Raw genomic sequence first — 22,657 nt, forward strand, 5'->3', positions numbered from 1 at the left:
GGTTGTGACACTTCAGCGTAGCGCCACTAATGTCGAATAACCGAAGGATCGATTTTTCATTTGCACATTAGTGGCAGCGCAGCGAATTGCGCACAACCTGGTGATGTATGAGCTACAAATCTCCACCGCGGCGCAACACCGAGGCATAAAGGCCAAGAAATCTATTATTATACTTTCAACTCTATGTAACAGTATACCAAATTAAGACAATAAATTCAATACTTAATAGTTAATTATTTATTATTTTCATAGCATCATCAATAATATCTTTATATCTTTCAGCATTAACACTTTTTATCCATGCTGTCATACCAGATATTTCATTTATTACTTTAGCTGGAACCTTTTCAGTCTTTTTCAACTTATTAGCATTATAAATAGCGGCTCTTAATCTTTTTATCCATTTTTTTGGAACACCAATCTGCTCATTATTTATAACAATACCAGTAATACATTGACGATTATTTTTTCGTAAAAATCTAGTTTTAGTTTTATTAATCTTGAAACCTTCTTCATTTACTATTTTTGAAACCAGACCGCAAAATTTCCCAGAATTTAAATTTTCCATATCATCTATGTTAGCTTTAAAGCTAAAGCTCATGTCATCTGCATATCTCGTGTAATCAAAATCAAACTTAGAAGCTAATCCACTTAGTCTTTTATCTAGTTTAACACAAAGAATATTTGTAATCATAGGACTTGCTGGCGAACCTTGTGGTAGAATTCTGTGGGATGTTTTAACGTACTTTATTTTTCCCCTTACTTCTATAGGCATACGCTCACAATAAGTACAAATCATAGCCAACAATGATGCAATGTATCCAGAATACCCAAAAGCCTTGAACATACCTCTAACTCTTTCGAATGTAATAGTTGGAAAGAAATCTTCAAGATCCATATTAATCAGTAATTCAGGTTGCTTAGCATGCGATTGTGCTGCTGAAACAACTGACTTTCCTTTCAAAAATCCATGTGCATGATTTGAAACAGAAAATTTGGACAAAATCTCCTCCAAAATTTTCTTCTGAGCAGTTTTCATTGTGGATTTTGGGGCTGCAATATTTCTAAGACCACCTTTTTTCTTAGGAACTGTATATCTATTATAATGATCAACGTAAACTACATCTCTATGATACACTAAAAATCTAAGTTGTTTATACTCAATACCTAATAATTCAGCCAAATTCTTATCAGTTTTTATGATAGGTAGTCCTAGAGATAATAATTTCTCATCATCGCACTCCATATCATGAAGCAAGCTGGAATAGCCTTTTCCAATAAACACAATTTTGTCAGCTTTTTTCTTCTCCCATGCTTCTGAGCGCTGTCTTTTTTCAAGTTCTCGTTGTTTTTTTCTTTCAGCTCGTCGTGCAATGGACTCTTTCATAATTTTTTGTGCTACATCTAATCGGATTTTTTCGTAATCCCAAGTTTCGTCATATTCTTTCTTCATCTGACGTAACTTTATATTAATTTCATCTTTTTCTTTGTATAATTCTCCAATTTCATTAATTATTTTGTTATATTCTTTTAAAAGTTTTTGTCTGTCCTCATACTGCTCGGGTGTTTCATTATCTTGTCTTTCATAAGGTGTAGGTAAATCTTTTGGCCAAAATCCATATTCCTGCATTTTTAACAGAGTAAATTCTTTTTTACCCATATGATTTACTCTTTCTCTGTATTCTGCCTGTGTATTTTGTACAGTTTCATAATTATCCATCATAATAACAACTCCATAATATCATTCATTTTATATTCTTTATCTGGCTTCAATTTTAGCTTCAAAAATTTTGAAGACATCATATATAAAGCAAGGATATGTGAACAAGGAGCTGAAATGTTCCTTGGTCCTTTCGTAAACTCCCTACATGTACATTTCACTTTAGAAATTTGACCATCCTCATCAATAGTTAATTCTGTTTCTGTCATATCAAATTTTCTATAATAGTCATCAGAACCATGATATCTCCAATTTTTATATTTACTGTTAGGCGTTTTAAATGAATGGGATGCAACAAATTCCTTATCACTTGTCATTTTTACTTTGAAGTTTTTCATTTCTTCATCCATATTTTCCTGAACTTTTAACTCCATAGGAGTTGTCTCATATAATTCTTTAGCAATAGGAGTATTGCATAACTGTCTAAATCGTACTGTATCGTTAACAGCATCGTAATATCCTTCACCACGTCTAAATAGCATACCTACGCCTGCTTTATTATCTTTCTTTGAAGTATCATTTAATTTATCATAAATATCCTCCAAAGATAAACCTCTATGCTCTTTCATCAACTTATAGATATCCTCATAGTTTCCATCTCCAATAAATCCACCTAAAATGTTAAATGCAGTTCCCTTTACCCAGTCATTAGAAGACCATGAAGAAAAACCAATAGTCATCTTCATTGTTCCTAAATCTGCTGTGATAAATTGAGGCATTCCAAAACCAAGCAATCTAACTTTAAAAGATTTAGCAAGTGGGATTATCTTCTCCATAACCAGCCAACGTCTTCTTCCCCATATCTTCTCTTCTCGCTTTTTCTCTCCATTGTAAATAGCTTTAAGAGTACATTCTTTTCCAAAAGGTTCAAAAACAATTTTCACTGGCTTGCCAGGCTCTAATACCCATTTCATATATCTAGGACTTTTATGTGCTTTGTGTCTTCTTAAAAAAGAACATATATCATACATATCTACTGGAGATAGTTCAATATCTATTCCACCTAGACTTGCTGCTGAAGAAACCTGATTAAAGCCCTTTATCCAAGTTTCTGGCAAATCTATTTTCTTTTCAACGTGCTCAGGCATTACCCCTGTATCTACAGTAAAACCTCCTGGATTTACAGATAACTCTACATCTGTATATGTACGGAATCTTTCCATTTCCTTAGCCAATTTAGCTGAAAAATCTATATTTGTTGTTCCAAGCTTAGGCTCTTGAAGCAATTCAAATTCATCCATATCAATAGATAAACATCCATATGTAGATTCATCTAGAGAAAATGCTTCAAACGACACTTGATCAGGGTGCACAGTTATTACAGGGTCTAATACAAACCATAGTGCATAATCTCTATCTTTTATAAATTTCCAAAAATCTCTTTCGATTTTATAATAATCTTTCCAAATATCATATTTGTCAATTTCTTTCTTTATGTGGTTTTTAATATCTACTAGCTTCTTTATTTCATCACCTTTTTGGCCTATTTGATTTACTAGTTCATCCATATCCTTTTGTAAATTTTCTCTTACTCCAGGCATATACTGTTCATGCTCAAGCATTCGTCTTTCAATCTCCTGCTCAAGCCATGCAAAAAATTCAACTCTTTCTTTCTTTTTCTGGCTCATATCTGAAACAACAATTTCACGGAGCATAAGCATAGCATCTCTAAAAACAAGGGGATGTTTCAATTTACCTAAAAAAGATACTTTTTCATCTCTTGAAAGATCAGGACTAAGTCCTAAAACAGTTTGGTCCCCTTGCTGAACGCACATGGATGGACTTGCATATTCATAATTAACTTTCAAGTTACATAACCTCCTCTCTAATTTTAGCTAGTGCAATCAGTGCACGTTCTGAATCCTTAATGATATTGGAACCTCCAATATCCAGTAATATATTTTGAATTTCTTCTAATTTATCTCTATATTTAAGTACGAACTTAGGAATAACTTCATACACCCTATCTTTACTTTTAGAAATTTTATTAGGTAACAATAAGAGAGTTCTTATGTAATACATAAAAAGATCCTCATTTCCATTTCCTAAGTTATCAAGAATTTTATTCGTTTTATCAGAAATATAAGCTTTCACATCAGAAGAACTATGTTCCAACATTTGAATGATAAACTCTTCAGGAATTAACTCCCCATAAATTGCATCCAATTTTTTAAGTCCAAAGGAATAAGCTCTAATTACAGGCGAATCAATAATAAGACCATGTAATTTTTTTTGTTTTTCCTGAGGCATATTATCAAAAATCTCTTCTGCTTTTTTATTAAGTGCAGTTGCCTCTGATTCAAGCATGATTAGCAAAGTTGAAAATCTGTTGTTTAGTTCTTCACTATTTTGCGTGATAATACCAAATAATGTTTTAATCATTTTAGATGTACCAGATTCTAAAATACTTATGATTTCAGAATCAGAAGGTAAACTCTTATTTTTGATTGATTCCAAAATAGAAATAACTTGTTTATTTCTCGATGGAATTGAACTTTTTGCAGGTTCTATAATTATTTCTGTAAGCAAAGACTCTAGATCTTCATATGCAAATGAAAAAATTACTTCTTCCACAAATGTCCCTAACCATTCCGGCATCTTTTGTCCTTCATTTAGCACAGCAATCAAATCTGACATTAAATTAAGTTTTTCAGCTTTTGAAATATGTTTCGCTTTATCCATTGATATTGAAAGCATGTCTCTGATATCTTCTGAAAGAGTTATGTCCATTTCTGTGAATCTATTTGCATTATTTATAGTGTACTTTATAAATTCCACATATTGATCTCCATCTAAAGAAAACAGGTTTTGCTTAAATAATTCCTTCCATTCTTCAAGACTATCTAAGAATAATAAATCTGCCACATCTGAAGGTGCAAATAATCCATTTGTGCTTTCAAAGAACTCCATAGCAAGTTCGTGCATTTTCTTATCTGAAGAACCAATTAAAGCAATCATCAATTCTGAATCAAAGGTATTTAATTGCTCTAACTTGTTTTTAAGAATATCCATGAACATTTCAGCAAGTGGTTCATATGATGCAAGTGCTAAATTAATTAACTGCTTATATGTAATATTCTCAATTAGCTCATTAGTATTTGGAGAATCTTTCAAGATATAATAACATGCTTTTACCACAGTATTAACCTGTGATTTAAGGGCAATATCTACCACAACATCTAAATGATTGTCCCATATTTCCTGCATTAACTCATATCGACCTTCAAGCTTCATTAGTTGGTCATTACTCATCCACTCATCTCTAGCTTCCCAATTATCCCATCCGACAGGAGCTTTTTCCTTAAAATCATAATATAAATAGTGCTTTATAAACTTATTAAATTGGAAGTTACCACGAAACTTACATACATAATCTCCTGGCTTATAACTTATGAAAAGATGTTTCATAGCTTCTATAAATTTATCTGGGTCATTCTTAGCATAAGAATCAATAATTCTTCTCACATATCTTTGAAAATAATCTAATTGTTTGTTTCTATCACTACCTTTAAAATAATAAGTTAATCGTGGTGCATCTAAGTAATAGGCTATTTTCCCAATCACATCAGCTAATCCATAAGTCTCAGCTTCCTGTAATGTATTTTTAAAATCACCAATTTTAATTCTTATCCCATCTGTGTATGGCCCTATCTTATAACGTTTTGGAACATCCTTCTTCACAGATTTACGTTGTTCATAATCATAACTGTAGTTATACTCCCTTAATAATCCATAAGAAGCATATCTTCTATATGCAGATCCATCTAGTACTTTATCTGGTGAAATTTCCTCACCATCTATACTAATAAGATTCAAATCCATCTCTGGAAGAGATTCACGAATCCACTTTGTCCTATTTTCTTTTAATTCCTTGTCCATAGCATTTATGTATATATTTGCACATCGCTTTACACCATTTGCATAACTCTCATGTGCCCAATTTATTTCAGATTGAACAAGTTTTTTTGCTTCTTCAACTAAAATTGAATTATTCATTTTTCCTAACTCTAAAAATAACCCTGATATTACTTCAGCGCTTCCTAACTCGAAAAGTATCTTATACACTTCATTAGAAGGATTCATTGAAAGCAACTGCTTCAAATTCTTTTTTCTCATATAAAGATTGTGATGACTAAGTATATCAGTAATAATTTCATAATATGCTGTAAGGTCACCCTGTAATTTTAAAATTTCATTTGGATTTTTTGCTAATCTGAAGTCAGAAAACTGAATGTTTTGTGCTTCTATTTTTTGTACGTATTGCTCATGAGATTGAGAAATAAAATAAGGAAAGCTAACCTGCTGCTCTGGTTCTAACTTTTTAAATTCTTCAACTAAATAGTTGTCATCTGGTTCCTGCCAATACCAACCTTTTTTTACCCCTTTTTTATAGTACATTTTGGGGTAATCATCATCATTTCTGTTATAGTATCCACTATCATCTATAATTGTTATAGCTTCAAAAGAAGGTAAGTGCCCATCCTTCCCTTTAAATACAGCATAGCTTGTATACTCAACATCATCATCAAGTATATAACTTGCAGAATTATAATCATAATAATCATCATCATTTTCTGTACTTTCAAACTCATGTTGTCCATAGAAAATAACAAAACTAGGGTTATCGTTTTTATCCCATCCCCATAAGACTATATTTCTTAATGGATTATACTCCTTTTTCCATATTTTTTTTAACACCTTAGGTTTTTCAAACTTTGACATAGTAGTAAACCACCTTACTCCTTTATTTTAAATGTCTTATATATATTCTTATTTATGTTAAATACTTCTTACATATCTACAACTTTAACATTATGTCCTTTATTTGGATTACCATTTTTTATGATTTATTATAGCATAACTATTCAGCTTAAAACAATAAATCGCACCAGATTTCTCCAATACGATTATTATGTATTCGTGGGTTTTAATGGTGGAGGCGAAATATACTATGTGAAATCCACCAATGCTTATACTTAGATCTTTATAAGGGGACAGGCTCCTTACAAAACTGGAACAGTTTTTTTGTTGCTAAATGTAAAATAATGCAAGTGTTTTTACTCATTTAAAGCTTACTAATATCAGAATAGTCTCTTCATTAATAATTCATTTATCTTATTTTCATTTTTTAAATCTCATTACCCGAAACTGAATTTATTTCCTTTTCAATAAATTCCAAAAATATGCTACCTATTTTTCTATACATTTATACTCTCTCATCAATATTATTGTACAGTTTCCATTTAAACTAGCCTGATTTATATTATCCTAAGAATTCAATATTATCTTCTTAATTTCAATAACACTATTCGATATATCATTATTTTCTATAAAATAACCTATTTCATCTTTTATTTTATTTATTTCTTTTTGATCCTTTTGCATTCTAATTTTAAATTCTTCTAAATTTTTACCACCTCTTTTTTTATATCTTTCAATTAATTTCATAGTATCAACAGTTAATAGAATCACTACTAAATTATCTATATTATTTTTTAATTTCAAATATCCTTCAGGATCTATTGGCATAATATAAGTTTCTTTGTTAGAAATATCATTTGGAATTCCATATTTATACTCTCTACATTCTATTTCAAATTTTCTGGTTGCTAATATTCTATTTTTTTTCTCTAATTCATTATATTCTTCTTCACTTACAAATATATAATCTTTCTCCTCTTTTCCCTCTCGCTCAGATCTGGTCGTATACTGCTTAATCCCCCTAATTCCATACATTTCTTTAATCATATCAACAACAGTACTTTTTCCTACGCAACTTAATCCTATAATGCAAAATATCATACTCTATTCCTCCATAATCTCAAATGGTAACATTTCACTTCTAGATGTATTCTCAATAATATCTTTCTTTAGTTTTTCATAATCAGTAAATCTAGAAAAATATGATATTGATTTTAAATCAAAATAGTCATCAATATTCATATATTCTCTAGATATTTCCAAAGATAATTTTTCAGATTCTTTCAAATCTATTTCATTACTTAAATCTATAAATGTATATCCATATTCGTCCACTCTATCAATATCGACCATTTTTTCACTGAATTTTTCTATGCTTCTTACAAACTCTTTTGTATACTCTCCATTTCTATATATTATTAATGGATTTATTGATACTCCTTTTATATATTTCTTATTTTTATTTAACCAATCTAACGTTTCTTCAAGTGTTTCTCTGTTTTCTCCTGGATACAGTAATATATTAAGTTTTACCCAAATATTATTGTTATGAGCTTTTTTTACTATCTCCTCAGCTTTTTTTAAATATTTATCTATATTCTTTGTCTTATTCATTCTTACCAACTGTGTATAGGATGCTGATTCAAGCCCTAAATCAATTACTTTTAGCCCTGATTTTGATAATAAAGATAATGTTTCTTTATTTAATGTGTCTACCCTTGTTTCAAATCTCCATTTAAACTTAGCTCTATGTTCATTATACATTCTATAAAATTTTTCAGTCCATTCTATTGTTGGATTAAAAATTGCTGCCTGAAAATAAAAATTTAATTCATCCTCTTTATAAATTTTGCAAGTCAATATTGCTTCTTTCATTATATTTTCAGGATTTTTAGGTAATAATGCTTTCTGCCTATTTTCTAAACAAAATTCACAGCCTCTTCCACACCCCCTAGATATTTCTATACACGGTTGATATTTTTCATACTGATAAAGCAATTTGTAGTTAAACTCATTAAAGACTTGTACTTCCTCTTGATAATGCTCGTCTATATTTTTCCAATTTTCTACATGTAAACAATGTTCTATATATTTATCCCCATATCCTTTAGCAAAAAAATCAACCTTATTCAATCTTTCTTTAAGCCAATTAATATTGTTATCTACAACCCATCTTCCTCCAAATATTATTTTTATTTCCCTGTTTTCTTTCTTTATTTTTTCTACCATTTCTTCAGCCCATGATAAAGAAATAAAACTTGGTACAGATATAAAAACAGGATATTTTAACTTTTTAATATCTATTCCAAAAGATTTTATATCTTGTATAACGATATCAACATTTTTATAATCACCTTGAATCATTTTTACATTTTCATATCCCTTGTTATACAAAATTGTTGCCAACCCTAATAATCCATAATTTAAATATAGGTTTAATTCATTCATAGGATTAAATTGTTTCTTTGGTTTTTTCATACCAGCTGCTATCATTAATATTGGTTGCTTCATATATTTACTCCTCTATATTTAGTTAGTTTTAAAATTTATTAAACTTCAAAACCTATACTTTATCCTTTGATATTTTTATTCACCTTTCTTGATAACTAACTCTTTTTCACGTAAAATTCTGCATTAAAATAATTATCTCCCCTCTTTCTAGCGTATTTTCCTATTTACTATCCATAGATTTAAGGCAACAATACTTCTTTTCTACAAAAACTAAAATTACTTTTATTTTTAATTGTCACTCCAAAACTTTAAATCATCTATTTATAGCAATTTTTTATTTTATAAATAAGTATAATATAAAAATTTAACTATCAATACATATTGTATCAAATTTTTCTTAATATTCCTTAAGGTTTTTCAAAAAATAAAAGCTATCTATGATCAGATAAATTCTACTACTCTTAATATATTTTATGTACTCTCCTCCCCCCTTCACCCCACGACCTATATCGTCTATAACGGGGTCTCCTTGTTAGTAGGTTCAACAAATATATTATCCTTATTTATTTCAGGTAATTCTTCACTAACTTTATCTATATAGTCTTTATTAGTAACCACACATATATTTTCTTTATTAACTAAAGGAGTTATTCTATCAACGGTATTCCGTAAAAAACTCTTTTCATTTATTACTTCCAAAAACTGCTTTGGACTTTTCTCACGAGATAATGGAAATAGTCTTGTCCCTTTTCCACCGGCCAATATTAGTGCATATATCACTAAAACACACTCCATCTTAATTGTTTATACTCTATACTATGTGGGAAATACTGTATGGGTGAATGTTAAATTTATTGGTAATCAAATCCTTGTATTCAAATAAAATTCATGTTATAATTTCATGGTTAAATTAAAAATGGGCATGAAGTTGCCCTTGGAGAAATCCTAAACCACTTAATAGGTTATACTCTATTAAGTTAATAACTTCTACAAATTAGCATATACATATGTTTTTATGTACATGCTAATTTGTAGAAGTTTTTTTATTATTTGTTTTAAAAATGCAAGGGGGTACTATTACATGAGAAAAATATTAGAAAATTACACAAACAAAGATTTTAAACATTTTAACGCCATTATATTCTTTATTAAATGGTTAGTATTAGCTTCCTTAGTTGCTGTGCCATCTGGAATGCTATCTGCTTTCTTTTTGATATCACTTAGTAAAGTAACTAGTATCAGAGAGATTCATCCTAACATTATATTTCTACTTCCAATAGGTGGTGCCTTAGTCAGCTTCATATACATGAAGTGGGGAAAAAATAGCAGCAAGGGGAATAATCTAATTATTGAGCAAGTAGAACATGGAATTAAAAAAGAAGAATCTGTTCCTTCAAGACTAGCTCCACTTACCTTGTTTGGAACAATAATCACTCACTTATTTGGAGGATCTGCTGGAAGAGAAGGTACTGCTATTCAAATGGGTGGAAGTGTAGCAGATACAGTTGCTAGATTGTTAAAAATTAATAAGGAAGATAGAAGAATATTATTACTTTGCGGTATAAGCAGTGGTTTCGGTTCTGTATTTGGAACTCCTCTTGCTGGAACAATTTTTGCAATGGAAGTAATAGCAATAGGTAAAATGCATTCCTATGCATTTATTCCCTGCTTCATATCCGCTTTTGTATCAAATGAAGTATGTTTAGCATTAGGCGCTACACACTCACATTATCAAATGATACAAATTCCTGAGATGTCTTTTGTTGTTTTAATTAAGGTTATAATTGCATCTATTTGTTTTGGACTTGGAAGTATCTTATTCAGTGAACTTACTTATTTTTTCAAAAAAACTTTTGGTAAAATTACTAAGAATCAAGCATATAGAAGTTTAATAGGCGGTACAATAATTATTATTTTAGTTTTCATATTAAATACTAGAGATTATTTAGGTTTAGGACTTCCAATGATAGATAAATCTTTAAAAGAACCAGTAGCACTACCAACATTTTTCTTTAAAACTTTATTTACTTCAATAACATTAGGTGCTGGGTACCAAGGTGGAGAAGTTACTCCGTTATTCTTCATAGGTTCAACTTTAGGTAATGCTTTAGGGCAACTACTGAATATGTCCCCTTACTTTTTAGCTAGTTTAGGCTTTGTAGCTCTATTTGCAGGTGCAACTAATACACCTTTAGCTTGTTTTGTTATGGGCTTAGAACTATTCCATGGACAAGGAATACCCTTTTTGTTTATTTCTTGTATAATAAGTTACCTATTCTCTGGTCACCATGGTATTTACGGTTCTCAAACAATATGTGCTCCTAAATATTCATGGCTTAAACTACCTGAAAACTCAACATTGTCATCTTTAAAAACTAAAAAGTGCTCGTAAAATTTTATTTTAAACATAAAAAAGCCTCCAGCATATTATTTATTTATATTCTGGAGGTGTTCTCTTAATGTAGGTGCATTTTCATTTTCATAGTTAGGCATTACATACATATGAACTTTTTTATTCTTACCATCTGTAACCTTTTTACTAAATTCCTCTATTTCAACTTTAAATTTATCCATATCTATTTTATTAATTTTCCCAATCAGCATATACTTTGCAAAAGTTTTTTCATCTACAAAGGCTTCAAAAAAAGTTATTTCCTCATTATTTGTTAACTTATATCCTTCTTTTCTTATCATTTTATTTAACACATTCTCTATTCTTTGCTTTTCTAAATTAAAATATTTTAATGCTTTTTCTCCTTTTTCTGTATATGTTACTAATATTTCTTTCATTTATAACTCCTCCTTTGAATATTCATTAAACATTTCCTCAACTTCAGTTCTAGTTTCCGCCATAATCTTTTTATTTTGTTTTAAAAGAAATATAACAAGCACTATAAGAGGGATAACATAGTATTTCTCTAATTGAGGAACTTGTTCGATATTCAATGTATATATTAAATAAAATGTAAGTAATGCTGCTGCATTAGTGATTGCTATTTCTATTAGACTTATTTTAAAACTTGCTTTTTTTAATATTTTCTCCATTTTTTCTTTCATAACTTCATCTCCTCGAATTTAATAAAACCCTAATCGCTAATTTTATTATAAATTTACATATGGACATTTTTTTTCATCTACAATAATAAAAAGGGGATCAGACAAAATATCTGATACTTTTTTATTCTGTAATTTTTTATACATTTTTCAAAAATTTATGTTATTATATATTGTTAGTAATATAAAAGTTATTTATAGGGGGAATACGTCTTGTTGTTTTTATTTATTGGTGGATTATTTTTAGTACTAGGTGCTATGTATATTGTCAACGCTACCAAACCAACTTTCGATATCACAAAAATTAAAGGTAAACAAAAGTCTGGTGAAACAGATGAACAGTACATACAACGTCTTAGAAAGAAATCTTTGATAAGCGGAATATTCATGGTAATATTTGGTGTTTTCTGTATTGGATTTGCACTCTTTTTTCCTTATCCTGCATAAAAATAAGAAATGGCAGGGATATTCTCTGCCATTTCTTATTTCCTTCTCAATTTTGATACATAGGGATTTCCTTCAATATAAAATCTCCAAGGATAATTCTTAGCTTCTTCTGCGTAATCTATTCCTATACGTTCCGAAGTTCCTATAGTAAACTCTTCTTCTTTTCCTTGTTCTATATATAATTTATCTCCACACAAATCTTCTTTATTTTGTTCTTTGTTAATTTTCAATGCATTACACAATTTTGAAGGACCATTAGTTAAATTTTTCTTTTGTGCTTTAGTCAGTTCATCAAACGATTTTTTGAATCTTCGCTCTGCCATTATCTCTACTCCTTCTATTGGCTCTACTGCCCTAACTAATACAGCTTCTGGCATTCCTTCTTCTCTTGTTACAATATTAAAGCAATAGTACATACCATATATAAAATACACATATGCAAAACCTGGATTTCCATACATAGGCTCAACTCTTGGAGTTCTTCTTCCATTATACGAATGTGCAGCTTTATCCATTGGTCCAATATAAGCTTCTACCTCTACTATTTTACTCACAGTCCTTATTCCGTCTACTTCATGAACAAGGATTTTCCCTAAAAGTTCTTTTGCTACTACTAAAGTATCTCTATTATAAAATTCTCTGTTTAGTTTCATGTGTCCCCCACTATATTTCAATTAATTCATATTCACTATTTCCAAGTCCAATTTCTTCTCCATAACTAATTTGTATATCTCCATGGGTATTTTTTCTCATAGCTTTGAATTTATCCTCTCCACATTTACAATCATGTGCATGTTCATTGAGGAAAGTATTTGTATTTCCTGCTGCTTTATTTACTAAATCTAAACAAGCTTTATCCAAAGCTACAGGGTCACAAGATGCTAATATACCTATATCAGGCACTATAGATGCATCACTCCATGGAACACAGTCACAGTCTGGAGTAACATTAATTACAAAATTAATATATCCTACTTTATCTTCCTTATCAACAACTGCAGCATACGCATATTCTGTCATTTTCTCAGTAAATTCTTTAATTTCTGTATCCCAATTAATCTCTATGGCTTTTGTAGGACAAACTGTCATACATTCTCCACAACCTATACACTCATTTTTATCTATAATGGATTTTTTATCTTTCAAAGTAATTGCCTCTTCCGGACAAACTTTTACACAATTTCCACATCCTATGCATTTATCTTCACTTACTACAGGTCTAGTAGAATGTTGAGCTTTCTTTCCTTTTGATGGTGCACAACCCATAGCCAAGTTCTTAATTGCTCCTCCGAACCCAGCCATTTCATGTCCCTTAAAGTGAGAAAGAACTATCATGTTATTTGCTTGTGCAATAGCTCCTGCAATAGTAGCAGTTTTAAAATGCTTTTTATCTATTTCAACTTCTACTGCATTCTCTTGTAAAAGCCCATCTGCAATTATAATAGGGGCTCCCACTACAGCATAATCAAATCCATGTAATATTGCTGTCTCCATATGATCTACTGTATTTTTTCTACTACCTGAGTATAAAGTATTTGTATCAGTTAAAAAAGGCTTAGCTCCTTTTTCTTTTACTTTATCTACAATTTGTCTCACAAAAACAGGATTTACATAACCTTCACTACCCGCTTCTCCAAAATGAAGCTTTATAGCAGTTAAATCATTTTTTCCTAAAAAATCACCAAATCCCGCTGTTTCAAATAACTTTCTCAATTTAGTTATTTTATTTTCCCTTGGACTTCTAGATCGTAAATTCATAAAATAAACTTTACTTCCCACTGCCTTCACCTCTCAATTATTGCATAACATACATTTCACACCTTATAATTTTATGATAAATCATTTTTAATAAGTACTTTTTTTGTTACCTATTATATATTTATTATTTACAAACATCTACCCAGCTACCCTTAGTTACTTCTTCTAGTTTATCAAGAGCTATTTTTACTGCTGAATTTGGCGAACCTGCTGCTGGATATACATAATCAAATTCTTTAAGTGAATTATCAAGATATATTTCCATTGCAGTTTCAAGTCCAAATGGGCAAACTCCTCCAACAGGATGACCTGTTACCTCCGCCACTTTATCGAAGCTCAACATTTTAGCCTTACCATTGAAAAAATCCTTGTATTTTCTGTTATCAATTTTAGCATCACCTTTTGAAACTATTAAGATATCTCTATCTTTTAATCCAAATGCCATTGTTTTCGCAATACGTGCAGGCTCAACCCCAATAGCCTTAGCTGCAAGCTCAACAGTAGCTGTACTCTCATCAAGCTCAATAACTTCTAAATCTAAATTTTGTTCTTCAAACTGTTTTTTTACACTTTCTAAACTCATTTATTTTTGCCCCCTTTATATTTCTTTGCTTTGCAATATTTAAAGCTATACTACCATTTTTCCCTAAATTGTCAAGTTTAACCTTAAAATATTTTTTACTCCAGTACTTTATCCTTATTTTTACTTAAGTTTTCATTAAATAATTCCATTACATCATTTCTAAACTTTTCTATAGAAATTTCATCAATAAAATGACCTAATTTAGTACCAAATTCAGCATTATTATTGTAATATTCATATATAGTTTCTACCATTATAAATGCTTCATCCTCTGTTAGATCACTAGCTATTCTATCTGATAGTCTAGGATGAAATCCTGCACTTCCTCCCGCTACTACTACATATCCCTCATCTTTTGTACCTATAACTCCAATATCTTTAGAATGAACACTTCCACAAGCATTTCTACAACCTGCCACTCCAATTTTTGTTCTATTGGGAGCTTCTGCTGCATAAAATCTTTTTTCAAGTCTCATTCCTAATCTTAAGGAATCCTGTTTCATTCTTTTACAGAAGGTAGCTGGGCACATTTCCACGTTTTTAACTGAATATGGAGATTTAACGGCAGGTTCCATATCTAATTCTTCCCATATTTTTTCAACATCTTCAGCCTTCAATCCAGTTATCATAATTCTTTGCCCAGAGGTCATTTTTAAAACCCCTTTATATTTCTTTGTAACTTCTGCAATTTTTATTAATTTATCTGGTTTAATAAATCCTCCTGGAATTCTTGGTGTAACTGCATATGTTCTTTTTCCATCTCTAACCTTTTGTAACGCTGCATATTTTGGCATGTCCATATTTTTCATCCCCTTACTTATTTATAATTATACTGTTTTATAAAACGAAATATCGTAACTATAGTTACGATATAATTATTTATGTTTAATAACTTTAGCCATAGTATTTGTAAAATTGTAGCTTTTAATACAATCATTTTTACAATATGTTTCAATTAAGTAGTATATAAAAAATACCAGCAATTTGCTGGTATTTTAATTAATTTTATTTTTCTCCCATGAACATTTTTAAGTCATCTTCTACATTAGTTATTCCACCAATTCCAAAGTTTTCTACTAATACTTTAGCTACATTTGGTGATAAGAACGCTGGTAGAGTTGGTCCTAAGTGAATATTTTTAACCCCTAAGTGTAGTAAGGCTAATAATACTATTACCGCTTTTTGCTCATACCATGCTATATTGTATGATATAGGTAATTCATTAATATCTTCTAATCCAAATACTTCTTTTAATTTAAGAGCTATAACTGCTAATGAATAAGAATCATTACATTGTCCAGCATCTAATACTCTAGGAATTCCCCCTATATCTCCTAAATCAAGTTTATTATATTTATATTTAGCACATCCAGCTGTAAGTATTACAGCATCCTTAGGTAATGCTTTTGCAAAATCTGTGTAGTAATTTCTACTCTTCATTCTTCCGTCACAACCAGCCATTACAAAGAATCTTTTTATTGCACCTGATTTTACTGCATCTACTACTTTATCAGCTAATGCTAGTACTTGATTATGAGCAAATCCTCCCACTATTTCTCCTTTTTCTATTTCTACAGGTGGTTTGCATTTTTTAGCCTGTTCTATTATTTGTGAAAAATCTTTTGCTTTACCATTTTTTCCTTCTGGTATATGCTTTACTCCATCAAAACCAGTTGCTACAGTAGTATACATTCTATCTTTATAAGAATTCTTTGGAGGTACAATACAGTTTGTAGTCATTAATATTGGCCCATTAAAGCTTTCAAATTCTTTATCTTGTTTCCACCATGCATTACCGTAATTCCCTGCAAAGTGTGTATACTTTTTAAATGCTGGATAATAATGTGCTGGAAGCATTTCACTGTGAGTATATACATCTACCCCTTTTCCTTCAGTTTGTTTTAATAATTCTTCTAAGTCCTTTAAATCATGTCCACTTATTAATATTCCTGGCTTATTTCTAACTCCTATATTTACTTTAGTTATTTCTGGATTTCCATAAGTTGATGTATTAGCCTTGTCTAATAAAGCCATAACATCTACACCATATTTACCACACTCAAGAACTATTGCTGTTAAATCATCTCCACTTAAGTTATCATTTAAAGTTGACACTAAAGCTTTCTGCATAAATGCATGACTATTATCATCATCGTATCCTAAGTTGTTGGCATGATGCAAGTAAGCCGCCATACCTTTTAATCCATAAATTAAAAGTTCTCTTAATGATCTAATATCCTCATTCTCTGTAGATAAAATTCCAACCTTTTCTGCTTTCTTGCTAAATTCTTCTGCATTGTCTGCAAACCAAGTAGCAGCTTCATGTAAATTTTCTTCTTCTTTAGTTTTTACACCTGCAAATTTTAATAATTTTGATAACCAATTATCATTTTCAGCTGATCCTACTTTAATACCAGCTTTGATTAATTGTTCTTTCATTTCCTGTCTTAACTTCAATCCTTTTTTTACTCTTTCTGTTAAAGCCTTATTATCAAAATTAGCATTAGTAATAGTTGAAAAAAGACTTTCTACTATAAAGTTATTAACTTCTTTATTAACTATACCTACTTCTCTAGCTTTTGTACTATATATAGATATTCCTTTTGTAATATATATTAATAAATCTTGTGTCTTTGCTACATCTTGAGTTTTTCCACATACGCCTTTTCCTGTACAGCCTTTTCCTCCAGCTGCTTCTTGACATTGATAACAAAACATACTCATTTTATAAAACCTCCATTATTATTGTTTATATATTTTCTAAGTAATTATATTCACACACTTATTCAAGCACTTTTTCTACCAAAGTACTTGCCTAAATTATAAAATTTAAGGCAAAAAAAAACCGTAACTTTCGTTACGAATCATTAAAAAAATCTATAAAATTTATTTTTTATATTTCTGAAGTACAATATTTTTTTATAAGCCTAGATGCTTTTGCTTGACTAACACTCAAAGCCTCTGCCACTTTTCTAGAAGTTCTAAATTTTTTATAGGCTTTAGTAATTACTTCTTTTTCAAATTCTTCTATAGCTAAATCAAAAGATTGGGGTAAATGTCTATCATTATCTGATTTTATATCTCTAAAAAAACTCTTAGGAAGATCACTAACTTCTATCATAGGTTTAGTTGATGTAACAACTAATCTTTCAATAACATTTTCTAGTTGTCTTACATTTCCATGCCAAGTATAATTCAATAAGAAATCCAAACACTTTTCTGATATATAACAACTATATTGATATTTCTTATTAAATTTATTGATAAAATAATTACTTAAAGCTACAATATCTTCTGGCCTTTCTCTTAAAGGTGGTATATCAATTTCAATAACATTTAGTCTGTAATATAAATCTTCTCTAAATTTATTATTTTCAACCATTTTCAATAAATCCCTATTGGTAGCTGTTATTATCCTTATATCAACCTTTTTTATTTCTCTACTTCCTATTGGAATAAACTGCTTGTCCTGAATTACGTGTAAAATCTTTGCTTGAAGCTTCGGTGAAAGCTCTGCAACTTCATCTAAAAATAAAGTTCCTTTGTCTACCAATTCAATAATCCCTATTTTTCCTTCTGCATTAGCTCCCGTAAAAGCTCCCTTAGAATAACCAAATAATTCTGATTCAAGTAGCTCCTCAGGAATTGCTGCACAATTTATAGTTAAAAGTGGTCTATTCTTACGCTTACTATTTTTGTGTATATATTTTGCTATAACACCTTTACCTGTACCAGATTCACCTTGAATCATTATTGTTGAATCTACTTTGGCAACTCTCTTTGTTAACTCAAGTAATTCTTCCATTTTATCACTTCGAAAAATGATTTTATCTGATAATTGTTTTATGCTATTATCTTCTAGTTTATAAGTATTTTTTTTATTATTAACTAGATTATTTTCTAACTCTTCCCTTATTACAGATATTTCATTTATATGATCTCTTACACTCATTACTACAAATTCAAGTTCTCCATTTATATCAAAAATAGGAACTCCCGTGGTTATTAAGGTTTCACCAAGATAAGATTTTTGCTCTATAGTCAGTTGTCTTTTTTCTTTATATATCATAGGTAATATTGATGGATACCAACATTCAATTTCAGTTAACTCCCAAAATGTTTTTCCAATAATCTCAGTTGCTTTAATTCCATAGTGTCTTTCACTTGCTCGATTTGCATAAACCACACGATAATTATTGTCATAAACAAAAATTTCATCGAAAGCATTATTTATAATTTTTTTCAATACTTCAAGAGTCAATTTATTTTCTATTTTATTTTTTTCTTTTGTCTTTAACTTCTCTTGGCTATCCATTTTCTAACCTCCGATTAATTTACTCACTCCATATTAATATTCATTAATTATATATCCCTAAGTACAATTCATTTATGAAATAAAAACCCGTAGATTTTACTATTCTACAGGTTTTTATTAATGTTTTATAAATATCTAGCCTTTTTATACCGCCTCTTCAAATTCATCATCTTCAAATTCATTAATTACCGCTTTTTGTTTCAATTTTTTCTCTTTAATATCTACTTTCACCATTTTCACGAAAGAGAATGCAGACATTATAACAATAATACAAACAGGAATACCAAAAACTAGTGATGCTGTCTGCAGAGTTTTCAGTGGACTTCCAAGTAAGATGAATCCAATAGGAATAAGTGCCAAACTGAATGCCCATACTAATCTAAGCCATCTTATAGGTTCACCATTTTCTCCTACTTGCGTTTGAGAATTGGCTGCAAGAATATAAGAAGCTGAATCATAAGAAGTAGCCATAAATGTAACACTAAGAACTACTACTAAAGTTATAACCAATTTACCGAAAGGTAAAGTTTGTAGAATAGAAATAATAGTTTGTGGACCACCTAATTCATTAAGTGTCGCTACAACATCCATTTTTCCTGAAAGTTGAAGATCTAATCCATAGTTCCCTAGAACAGCAAAGAAAAGAATACATCCAGCTGATCCATAAATTAATGAACCCATTACCATTTGTTTAATAGTTCTACCTTTTGAAATACGTGCAATAAACATTCCTAAAAACGGTGCATATGCAGCCCACCATGCCCAGTAAAAAACAGTCCAAGATTGAGGAAACATTGATTTACCCGCTGGATCAAGCCATGTACTCATTCTAAAGAAATTTGTAGCTAAAACACCAAGTGAAGTTGTTCCCATTTCAAGTATAAATATAGTATTTCCAGCTAGAAAAACAAATAAAACAATACCTATAGCCAATACTACGTTTAAATCACTAAGAACTTTTATTCCCTTCTTTAATCCAGAATAAGCACTAAATCCAAAAATAAGTGTTACAAGAAATAATATACCTATTTGAAGACCAGGCGTTTCCTTAATTCCAAATACTCTTGAAAGACCTGCCGTTACTAATGGTGACCCAAGTCCTAAGCTTGTAGCAACACCACCAACAATACCAAAAATGAATGAAATATCAATTAGTTTTCCAATAATTCCGTCAACCCTATTTCCAATTAAACCACGACAAGCTTCACTTAATTTTAAAATATTACCTTTTCTCACAAAAATAATGTAACCAACAGCGCAACCTGTTACTGAATAGATAGCCCAAGCCATAGGTCCCCAGTGGAATATACCGTATGCTGCTGCCATTTCAGCTGCCTGCCATGAACCTACTGCAACTCCAAGTGGTGGAGCTTTATAGTAATAAACCCATTCAATAACTCCCCAATATACAACTCCAGCTCCTACACCAGCACAAAAAAGCATTGCAGCCCAAGAGAAACTACTGAATTCTGGTTTTTCACCTTCATCTCCCAATCTTACTTTTCCATATCTACTGAAAGATATCCATAAACAAAATATTAAACAAAACAATCCAAACCAAATGAAGAAACTACCCAATTTCGTTATAATAAATTTGTTAACTGAATTAAGTATCTTTGCACTTGCTTCTGGGAAAATAATGATAGGCAATGAAACAGCCAATAAAGCAATCATGGCACCGAAAAAGACCGTTTTATCTATTTTAACTTTTTTCATATTTTGATTCGTCTTCACTAATATTCCTCCTCTTATAAATAATAAGTTTTATCCTATTTATTAGTTATTTCTACTACTCCACAAAATCTTCTATGTTATAGTAGTTTTTGTGGAGTACATCTTACTTATGCAAGTCTAACATTCCTTTAATACACTCTTGAAGATTTGCTATCATTCTGTCCATTGTTTCTACATCGTCTTTATAAGCTGTAATAATCATAAATGATTTTACATCTACAAAATAGTAAATACCGAACCCATGCTCTTCAACAGGAGGGAAATAAAGGTATTTCATATCTGGGTGACCAAATGAAGTCGCAGATAAATGATTATTCGCTATAACCTTAAAGGCTTCTGTATTAAACAAAGATGGTTTTTCAGTAATTCCCATTTCTTTACCATAGTCTTTGTATACTGATTCCAGTACATATAGATATCTGTTTACTCCTTGTCCAGCCTGACATAACTTAACACGTCTATGGTGTTCATCTAATGCATCTTTCATCATTTGATAAAGCTCTTCTTTTGATTTTTCTTTTTTCATAAACTCTTTTGCAAAACTAACACTCTGTTTTGAGACAGGTCGATTACACTCAGTTCTTCCTCTAAAGAATTTTCTAGCATCCACTGAGATATACGTATTATTAATACGTTCGTAAGTCATATACTGTGCTACTTGGAATGCAAGATGAATAAATCCATCACCAGAAAGAATTCCTTTTTCTTTTAACCCTTGCCTAGATAATCCATCAAAATCAACATATCTAGTTTCAAAACTATCCATACACTGATCGAAGCCTTTCTTTAAATCTAAAAGGGGTTTTTTAACATCCTCTGAAAGATCAAAAATTACCTCTTCTGCTTTAGCATTTGAAATTAATTCTTCAAATGAAAATGCAGTTTCATCAATGTATTGCTTAAGTCTATTGATAAAGTATATTTCTGTTCCACCATCTACAAATGAATGATCTGCAATAAAAGAGAAAACACCATTCTTCGTGCAAGAAAATTGGAATCCCTTTCCATGCCAACGATTTACATACTCTCTATTATAAGAACCATTGTCTAGTTCTTCATATACACCATTAACCTCTATATCATCATAGTTCATAACTATAATGGCATCTTTAATTTGTTGATATGCCTTTTGATTGCTATCCTTTTGCAAAATCTTTTCTAGTACTCTTCCTGCTTCATCTCTATCTACACCAATAGTTACATAATTCGCATTTGGTATAAGCGGTTCAATAGTACTTGAAACAATATTCTTAAGCACCATTAGAATTTCACCAGCAGAAACTACCTCTTCATTTCTAATTACTTGAACATTATAAAGATGATTCTTATAAGAAAATACAATATGCTCTGAACATTTATCGCTAATATAGTATTCATCCATTCCTTCTTTGATATCATTGATGGACGCTAGCAATCCATGAAATTCATCATTAGAATAACGTTTATTCTTAATCCAATATTCTCCATTACCCGTTTCCTTAAAATCTTTATATACAACAGCAGCTGAATGCATAAGGATAGCTATTCTCTCAAGCACTTCGAATTTTAGGAGTTTCTGGTTTTCATATATAATTGGAACATTAGTATGAGGTGTAAGAGGAGCTCGTACTAAAAGGTGGGATTTAACCCAGTAATCATAAATCCAACTATCATCTTCTCTATTTCCTAGTTCTTGTATCTTTTCTTCCAATTTTTTAGAATCTTCTATGCTTAAAAACTCATCTACAGATTTTTTAGCTTCCTCAAACTCATCTGAAGACACAAGAGGTTCAACCCATTCCAAATATCTGTCTAACGTATCTTGCAATGTTGGTATAGGATATGATGGCAAATCATGAGTGTTTTTAATTGGAACATTATACTTAATAAAATCTTTCATTTTTCTATTCTCCTC

Annotated in this window: 18 protein-coding genes and 1 riboswitch; of the genes, 2 read left to right on the forward strand and 16 right to left on the reverse strand. The window is 30.4% G+C overall.

The window, feature by feature from the left end; all coding sequences use genetic code 11:
- Window positions 1-229: 229 nt before the first annotated feature.
- The 6 genes from OXH55_RS04875 to OXH55_RS04900 all read right to left on the reverse strand — a co-directional run bounded on the left by OXH55_RS04875 (window position 230) and on the right by OXH55_RS04900 (window position 9,652).
- Entirely contained in the window at window positions 230-1,723 is a 1,494-nt protein-coding gene (locus OXH55_RS04875; RefSeq protein ID WP_268048403.1) for a reverse transcriptase family protein, read from the reverse strand.
- Window positions 1,720-3,528 carry an SWIM zinc finger family protein gene (locus tag OXH55_RS04880; protein ID WP_268048405.1) on the reverse strand — a complete coding sequence of 603 codons (1,809 nt, stop codon included), beginning with the start codon at window positions 3,526-3,528 and terminating at the stop codon, window positions 1,720-1,722. Before OXH55_RS04880 ends, OXH55_RS04875 begins: the two co-directional genes overlap by 4 nt.
- A gap of 1 nt (window position 3,529) precedes the next feature.
- Window positions 3,530-6,442: a hypothetical protein gene (locus OXH55_RS04885; protein WP_268048407.1), complete on the reverse strand. Its 2,913-nt coding sequence runs from the start codon at window positions 6,440-6,442 to the stop codon at window positions 3,530-3,532.
- 546 nt (window positions 6,443-6,988) lie between these two features.
- Window positions 6,989-7,522, reverse strand: a complete 534-nt coding sequence (locus OXH55_RS04890) for a hypothetical protein (RefSeq protein WP_268048409.1) — start codon at window positions 7,520-7,522, stop codon at window positions 6,989-6,991.
- Window positions 7,523-7,525: 3 nt separating this feature from the next.
- Window positions 7,526-8,932, reverse strand: a complete 1,407-nt coding sequence (locus OXH55_RS04895; protein WP_268048411.1) for a B12-binding domain-containing radical SAM protein — start codon at window positions 8,930-8,932, stop codon at window positions 7,526-7,528.
- A 453-nt stretch (window positions 8,933-9,385) separates the two neighbouring features.
- Window positions 9,386-9,652: a sugar phosphate nucleotidyltransferase gene (locus OXH55_RS04900; RefSeq protein WP_268048413.1), complete on the reverse strand. Its 267-nt coding sequence runs from the start codon at window positions 9,650-9,652 to the stop codon at window positions 9,386-9,388.
- 129 nt (window positions 9,653-9,781) lie between these two features.
- A riboswitch (Fluoride riboswitch) is annotated at window positions 9,782-9,869 on the forward strand.
- Between the two features lie 84 nt (window positions 9,870-9,953).
- Between OXH55_RS04900 and OXH55_RS04905 the strand changes: the two genes are divergently transcribed.
- A complete protein-coding gene (locus OXH55_RS04905; protein WP_268048415.1) occupies window positions 9,954-11,264 on the forward strand; it encodes a voltage-gated chloride channel family protein in 1,311 nt (436 codons plus the stop codon).
- 35 nt (window positions 11,265-11,299) lie between these two features.
- On the opposite strand, the gene OXH55_RS04910 is transcribed toward OXH55_RS04905, so the two are convergent.
- Complete coding sequence (locus tag OXH55_RS04910; RefSeq protein ID WP_268048417.1) at window positions 11,300-11,662, reverse strand: hypothetical protein; 363 nt, start codon at window positions 11,660-11,662, stop codon at window positions 11,300-11,302.
- Complete coding sequence (locus tag OXH55_RS04915; RefSeq protein ID WP_268048419.1) at window positions 11,663-11,929, reverse strand: hypothetical protein; 267 nt, start codon at window positions 11,927-11,929, stop codon at window positions 11,663-11,665.
- Window positions 11,930-12,139: 210 nt separating this feature from the next.
- On the opposite strand from OXH55_RS04915, the gene OXH55_RS04920 reads away from it, so the two are divergent.
- Entirely contained in the window at window positions 12,140-12,373 is a 234-nt protein-coding gene (locus OXH55_RS04920) for a hypothetical protein (protein ID WP_268048420.1), read from the forward strand.
- 35 nt (window positions 12,374-12,408) lie between these two features.
- On the opposite strand, the gene OXH55_RS04925 is transcribed toward OXH55_RS04920, so the two are convergent.
- The 8 genes from OXH55_RS04925 to OXH55_RS04960 form a co-directional block, all read right to left on the reverse strand.
- On the reverse strand, window positions 12,409-13,026 hold the full coding sequence (locus tag OXH55_RS04925) for a DNA-3-methyladenine glycosylase (protein WP_268048422.1): 618 nt from the start codon (window positions 13,024-13,026) through the stop codon (window positions 12,409-12,411).
- A 10-nt stretch (window positions 13,027-13,036) separates the two neighbouring features.
- Window positions 13,037-14,152: a DUF362 domain-containing protein gene (locus OXH55_RS04930; RefSeq protein WP_268048424.1), complete on the reverse strand. Its 1,116-nt coding sequence runs from the start codon at window positions 14,150-14,152 to the stop codon at window positions 13,037-13,039.
- Window positions 14,153-14,255: 103 nt separating this feature from the next.
- The gene (locus tag OXH55_RS04935; RefSeq protein ID WP_268048426.1) at window positions 14,256-14,714 is read right to left on the reverse strand and encodes a YbaK/EbsC family protein; all 459 of its coding nucleotides are present in this window, start codon (window positions 14,712-14,714) and stop codon (window positions 14,256-14,258) included.
- Between the two features lie 95 nt (window positions 14,715-14,809).
- Window positions 14,810-15,508, reverse strand: a complete 699-nt coding sequence (locus OXH55_RS04940) for a nitrite/sulfite reductase domain-containing protein (protein ID WP_418921828.1) — start codon at window positions 15,506-15,508, stop codon at window positions 14,810-14,812.
- A 211-nt stretch (window positions 15,509-15,719) separates the two neighbouring features.
- On the reverse strand, window positions 15,720-17,438 hold the full coding sequence (hcp, locus tag OXH55_RS04945) for a hydroxylamine reductase (protein ID WP_268048430.1): 1,719 nt from the start codon (window positions 17,436-17,438) through the stop codon (window positions 15,720-15,722).
- A 169-nt stretch (window positions 17,439-17,607) separates the two neighbouring features.
- Window positions 17,608-19,029 carry a sigma-54 interaction domain-containing protein gene (locus OXH55_RS04950; RefSeq protein WP_268048432.1) on the reverse strand — a complete coding sequence of 474 codons (1,422 nt, stop codon included), beginning with the start codon at window positions 19,027-19,029 and terminating at the stop codon, window positions 17,608-17,610.
- Between the two features lie 144 nt (window positions 19,030-19,173).
- Window positions 19,174-20,763 (reverse strand): BCCT family transporter, encoded by a 1,590-nt coding sequence (locus tag OXH55_RS04955; RefSeq protein WP_268048434.1) that lies wholly within the window; start codon window positions 20,761-20,763, stop codon window positions 19,174-19,176.
- A 103-nt stretch (window positions 20,764-20,866) separates the two neighbouring features.
- Window positions 20,867-22,642, reverse strand: coding sequence for a choline/carnitine O-acyltransferase (locus tag OXH55_RS04960; RefSeq protein ID WP_268048436.1), 1,776 nt, complete (start codon window positions 22,640-22,642; stop codon window positions 20,867-20,869).
- Between the last annotated feature and the right edge of the window lie 15 nt (window positions 22,643-22,657).

It is taken from the genome of Clostridium ganghwense (genome assembly GCF_026735165.1).
Classification (GTDB): domain Bacteria; phylum Bacillota; class Clostridia; order Clostridiales; family Clostridiaceae; genus Clostridium_H; species Clostridium_H ganghwense.

Coding starts and splice junctions, on each gene's coding strand:
- OXH55_RS04875 (WP_268048403.1), bottom strand. CDS start 1,723: ATGATGGATAATTATGAAACTGTACAAAATACACAGGCAGAATACAGA.
- OXH55_RS04885 (WP_268048407.1), bottom strand. CDS start 6,442: ATGTCAAAGTTTGAAAAACCTAAGGTGTTAAAAAAAATATGGAAAAAG.
- OXH55_RS04890 (WP_268048409.1), bottom strand. CDS start 7,522: ATGATATTTTGCATTATAGGATTAAGTTGCGTAGGAAAAAGTACTGTT.
- OXH55_RS04895 (WP_268048411.1), bottom strand. CDS start 8,932: ATGAAGCAACCAATATTAATGATAGCAGCTGGTATGAAAAAACCAAAG.
- OXH55_RS04905 (WP_268048415.1), top strand. CDS start 9,954: ATGAGAAAAATATTAGAAAATTACACAAACAAAGATTTTAAACATTTT.
- OXH55_RS04910 (WP_268048417.1), bottom strand. CDS start 11,662: ATGAAAGAAATATTAGTAACATATACAGAAAAAGGAGAAAAAGCATTA.
- OXH55_RS04915 (WP_268048419.1), bottom strand. CDS start 11,929: ATGAAAGAAAAAATGGAGAAAATATTAAAAAAAGCAAGTTTTAAAATA.
- OXH55_RS04925 (WP_268048422.1), bottom strand. CDS start 13,026: ATGAAACTAAACAGAGAATTTTATAATAGAGATACTTTAGTAGTAGCA.
- OXH55_RS04935 (WP_268048426.1), bottom strand. CDS start 14,714: ATGAGTTTAGAAAGTGTAAAAAAACAGTTTGAAGAACAAAATTTAGAT.
- OXH55_RS04940 (WP_418921828.1), bottom strand. CDS start 15,508: ATGCCAAAATATGCAGCGTTACAAAAGGTTAGAGATGGAAAAAGAACA.
- hcp (WP_268048430.1), bottom strand. CDS start 17,438: ATGAGTATGTTTTGTTATCAATGTCAAGAAGCAGCTGGAGGAAAAGGC.
- OXH55_RS04950 (WP_268048432.1), bottom strand. CDS start 19,029: ATGGATAGCCAAGAGAAGTTAAAGACAAAAGAAAAAAATAAAATAGAA.
- OXH55_RS04960 (WP_268048436.1), bottom strand. CDS start 22,642: ATGAAAGATTTTATTAAGTATAATGTTCCAATTAAAAACACTCATGAT.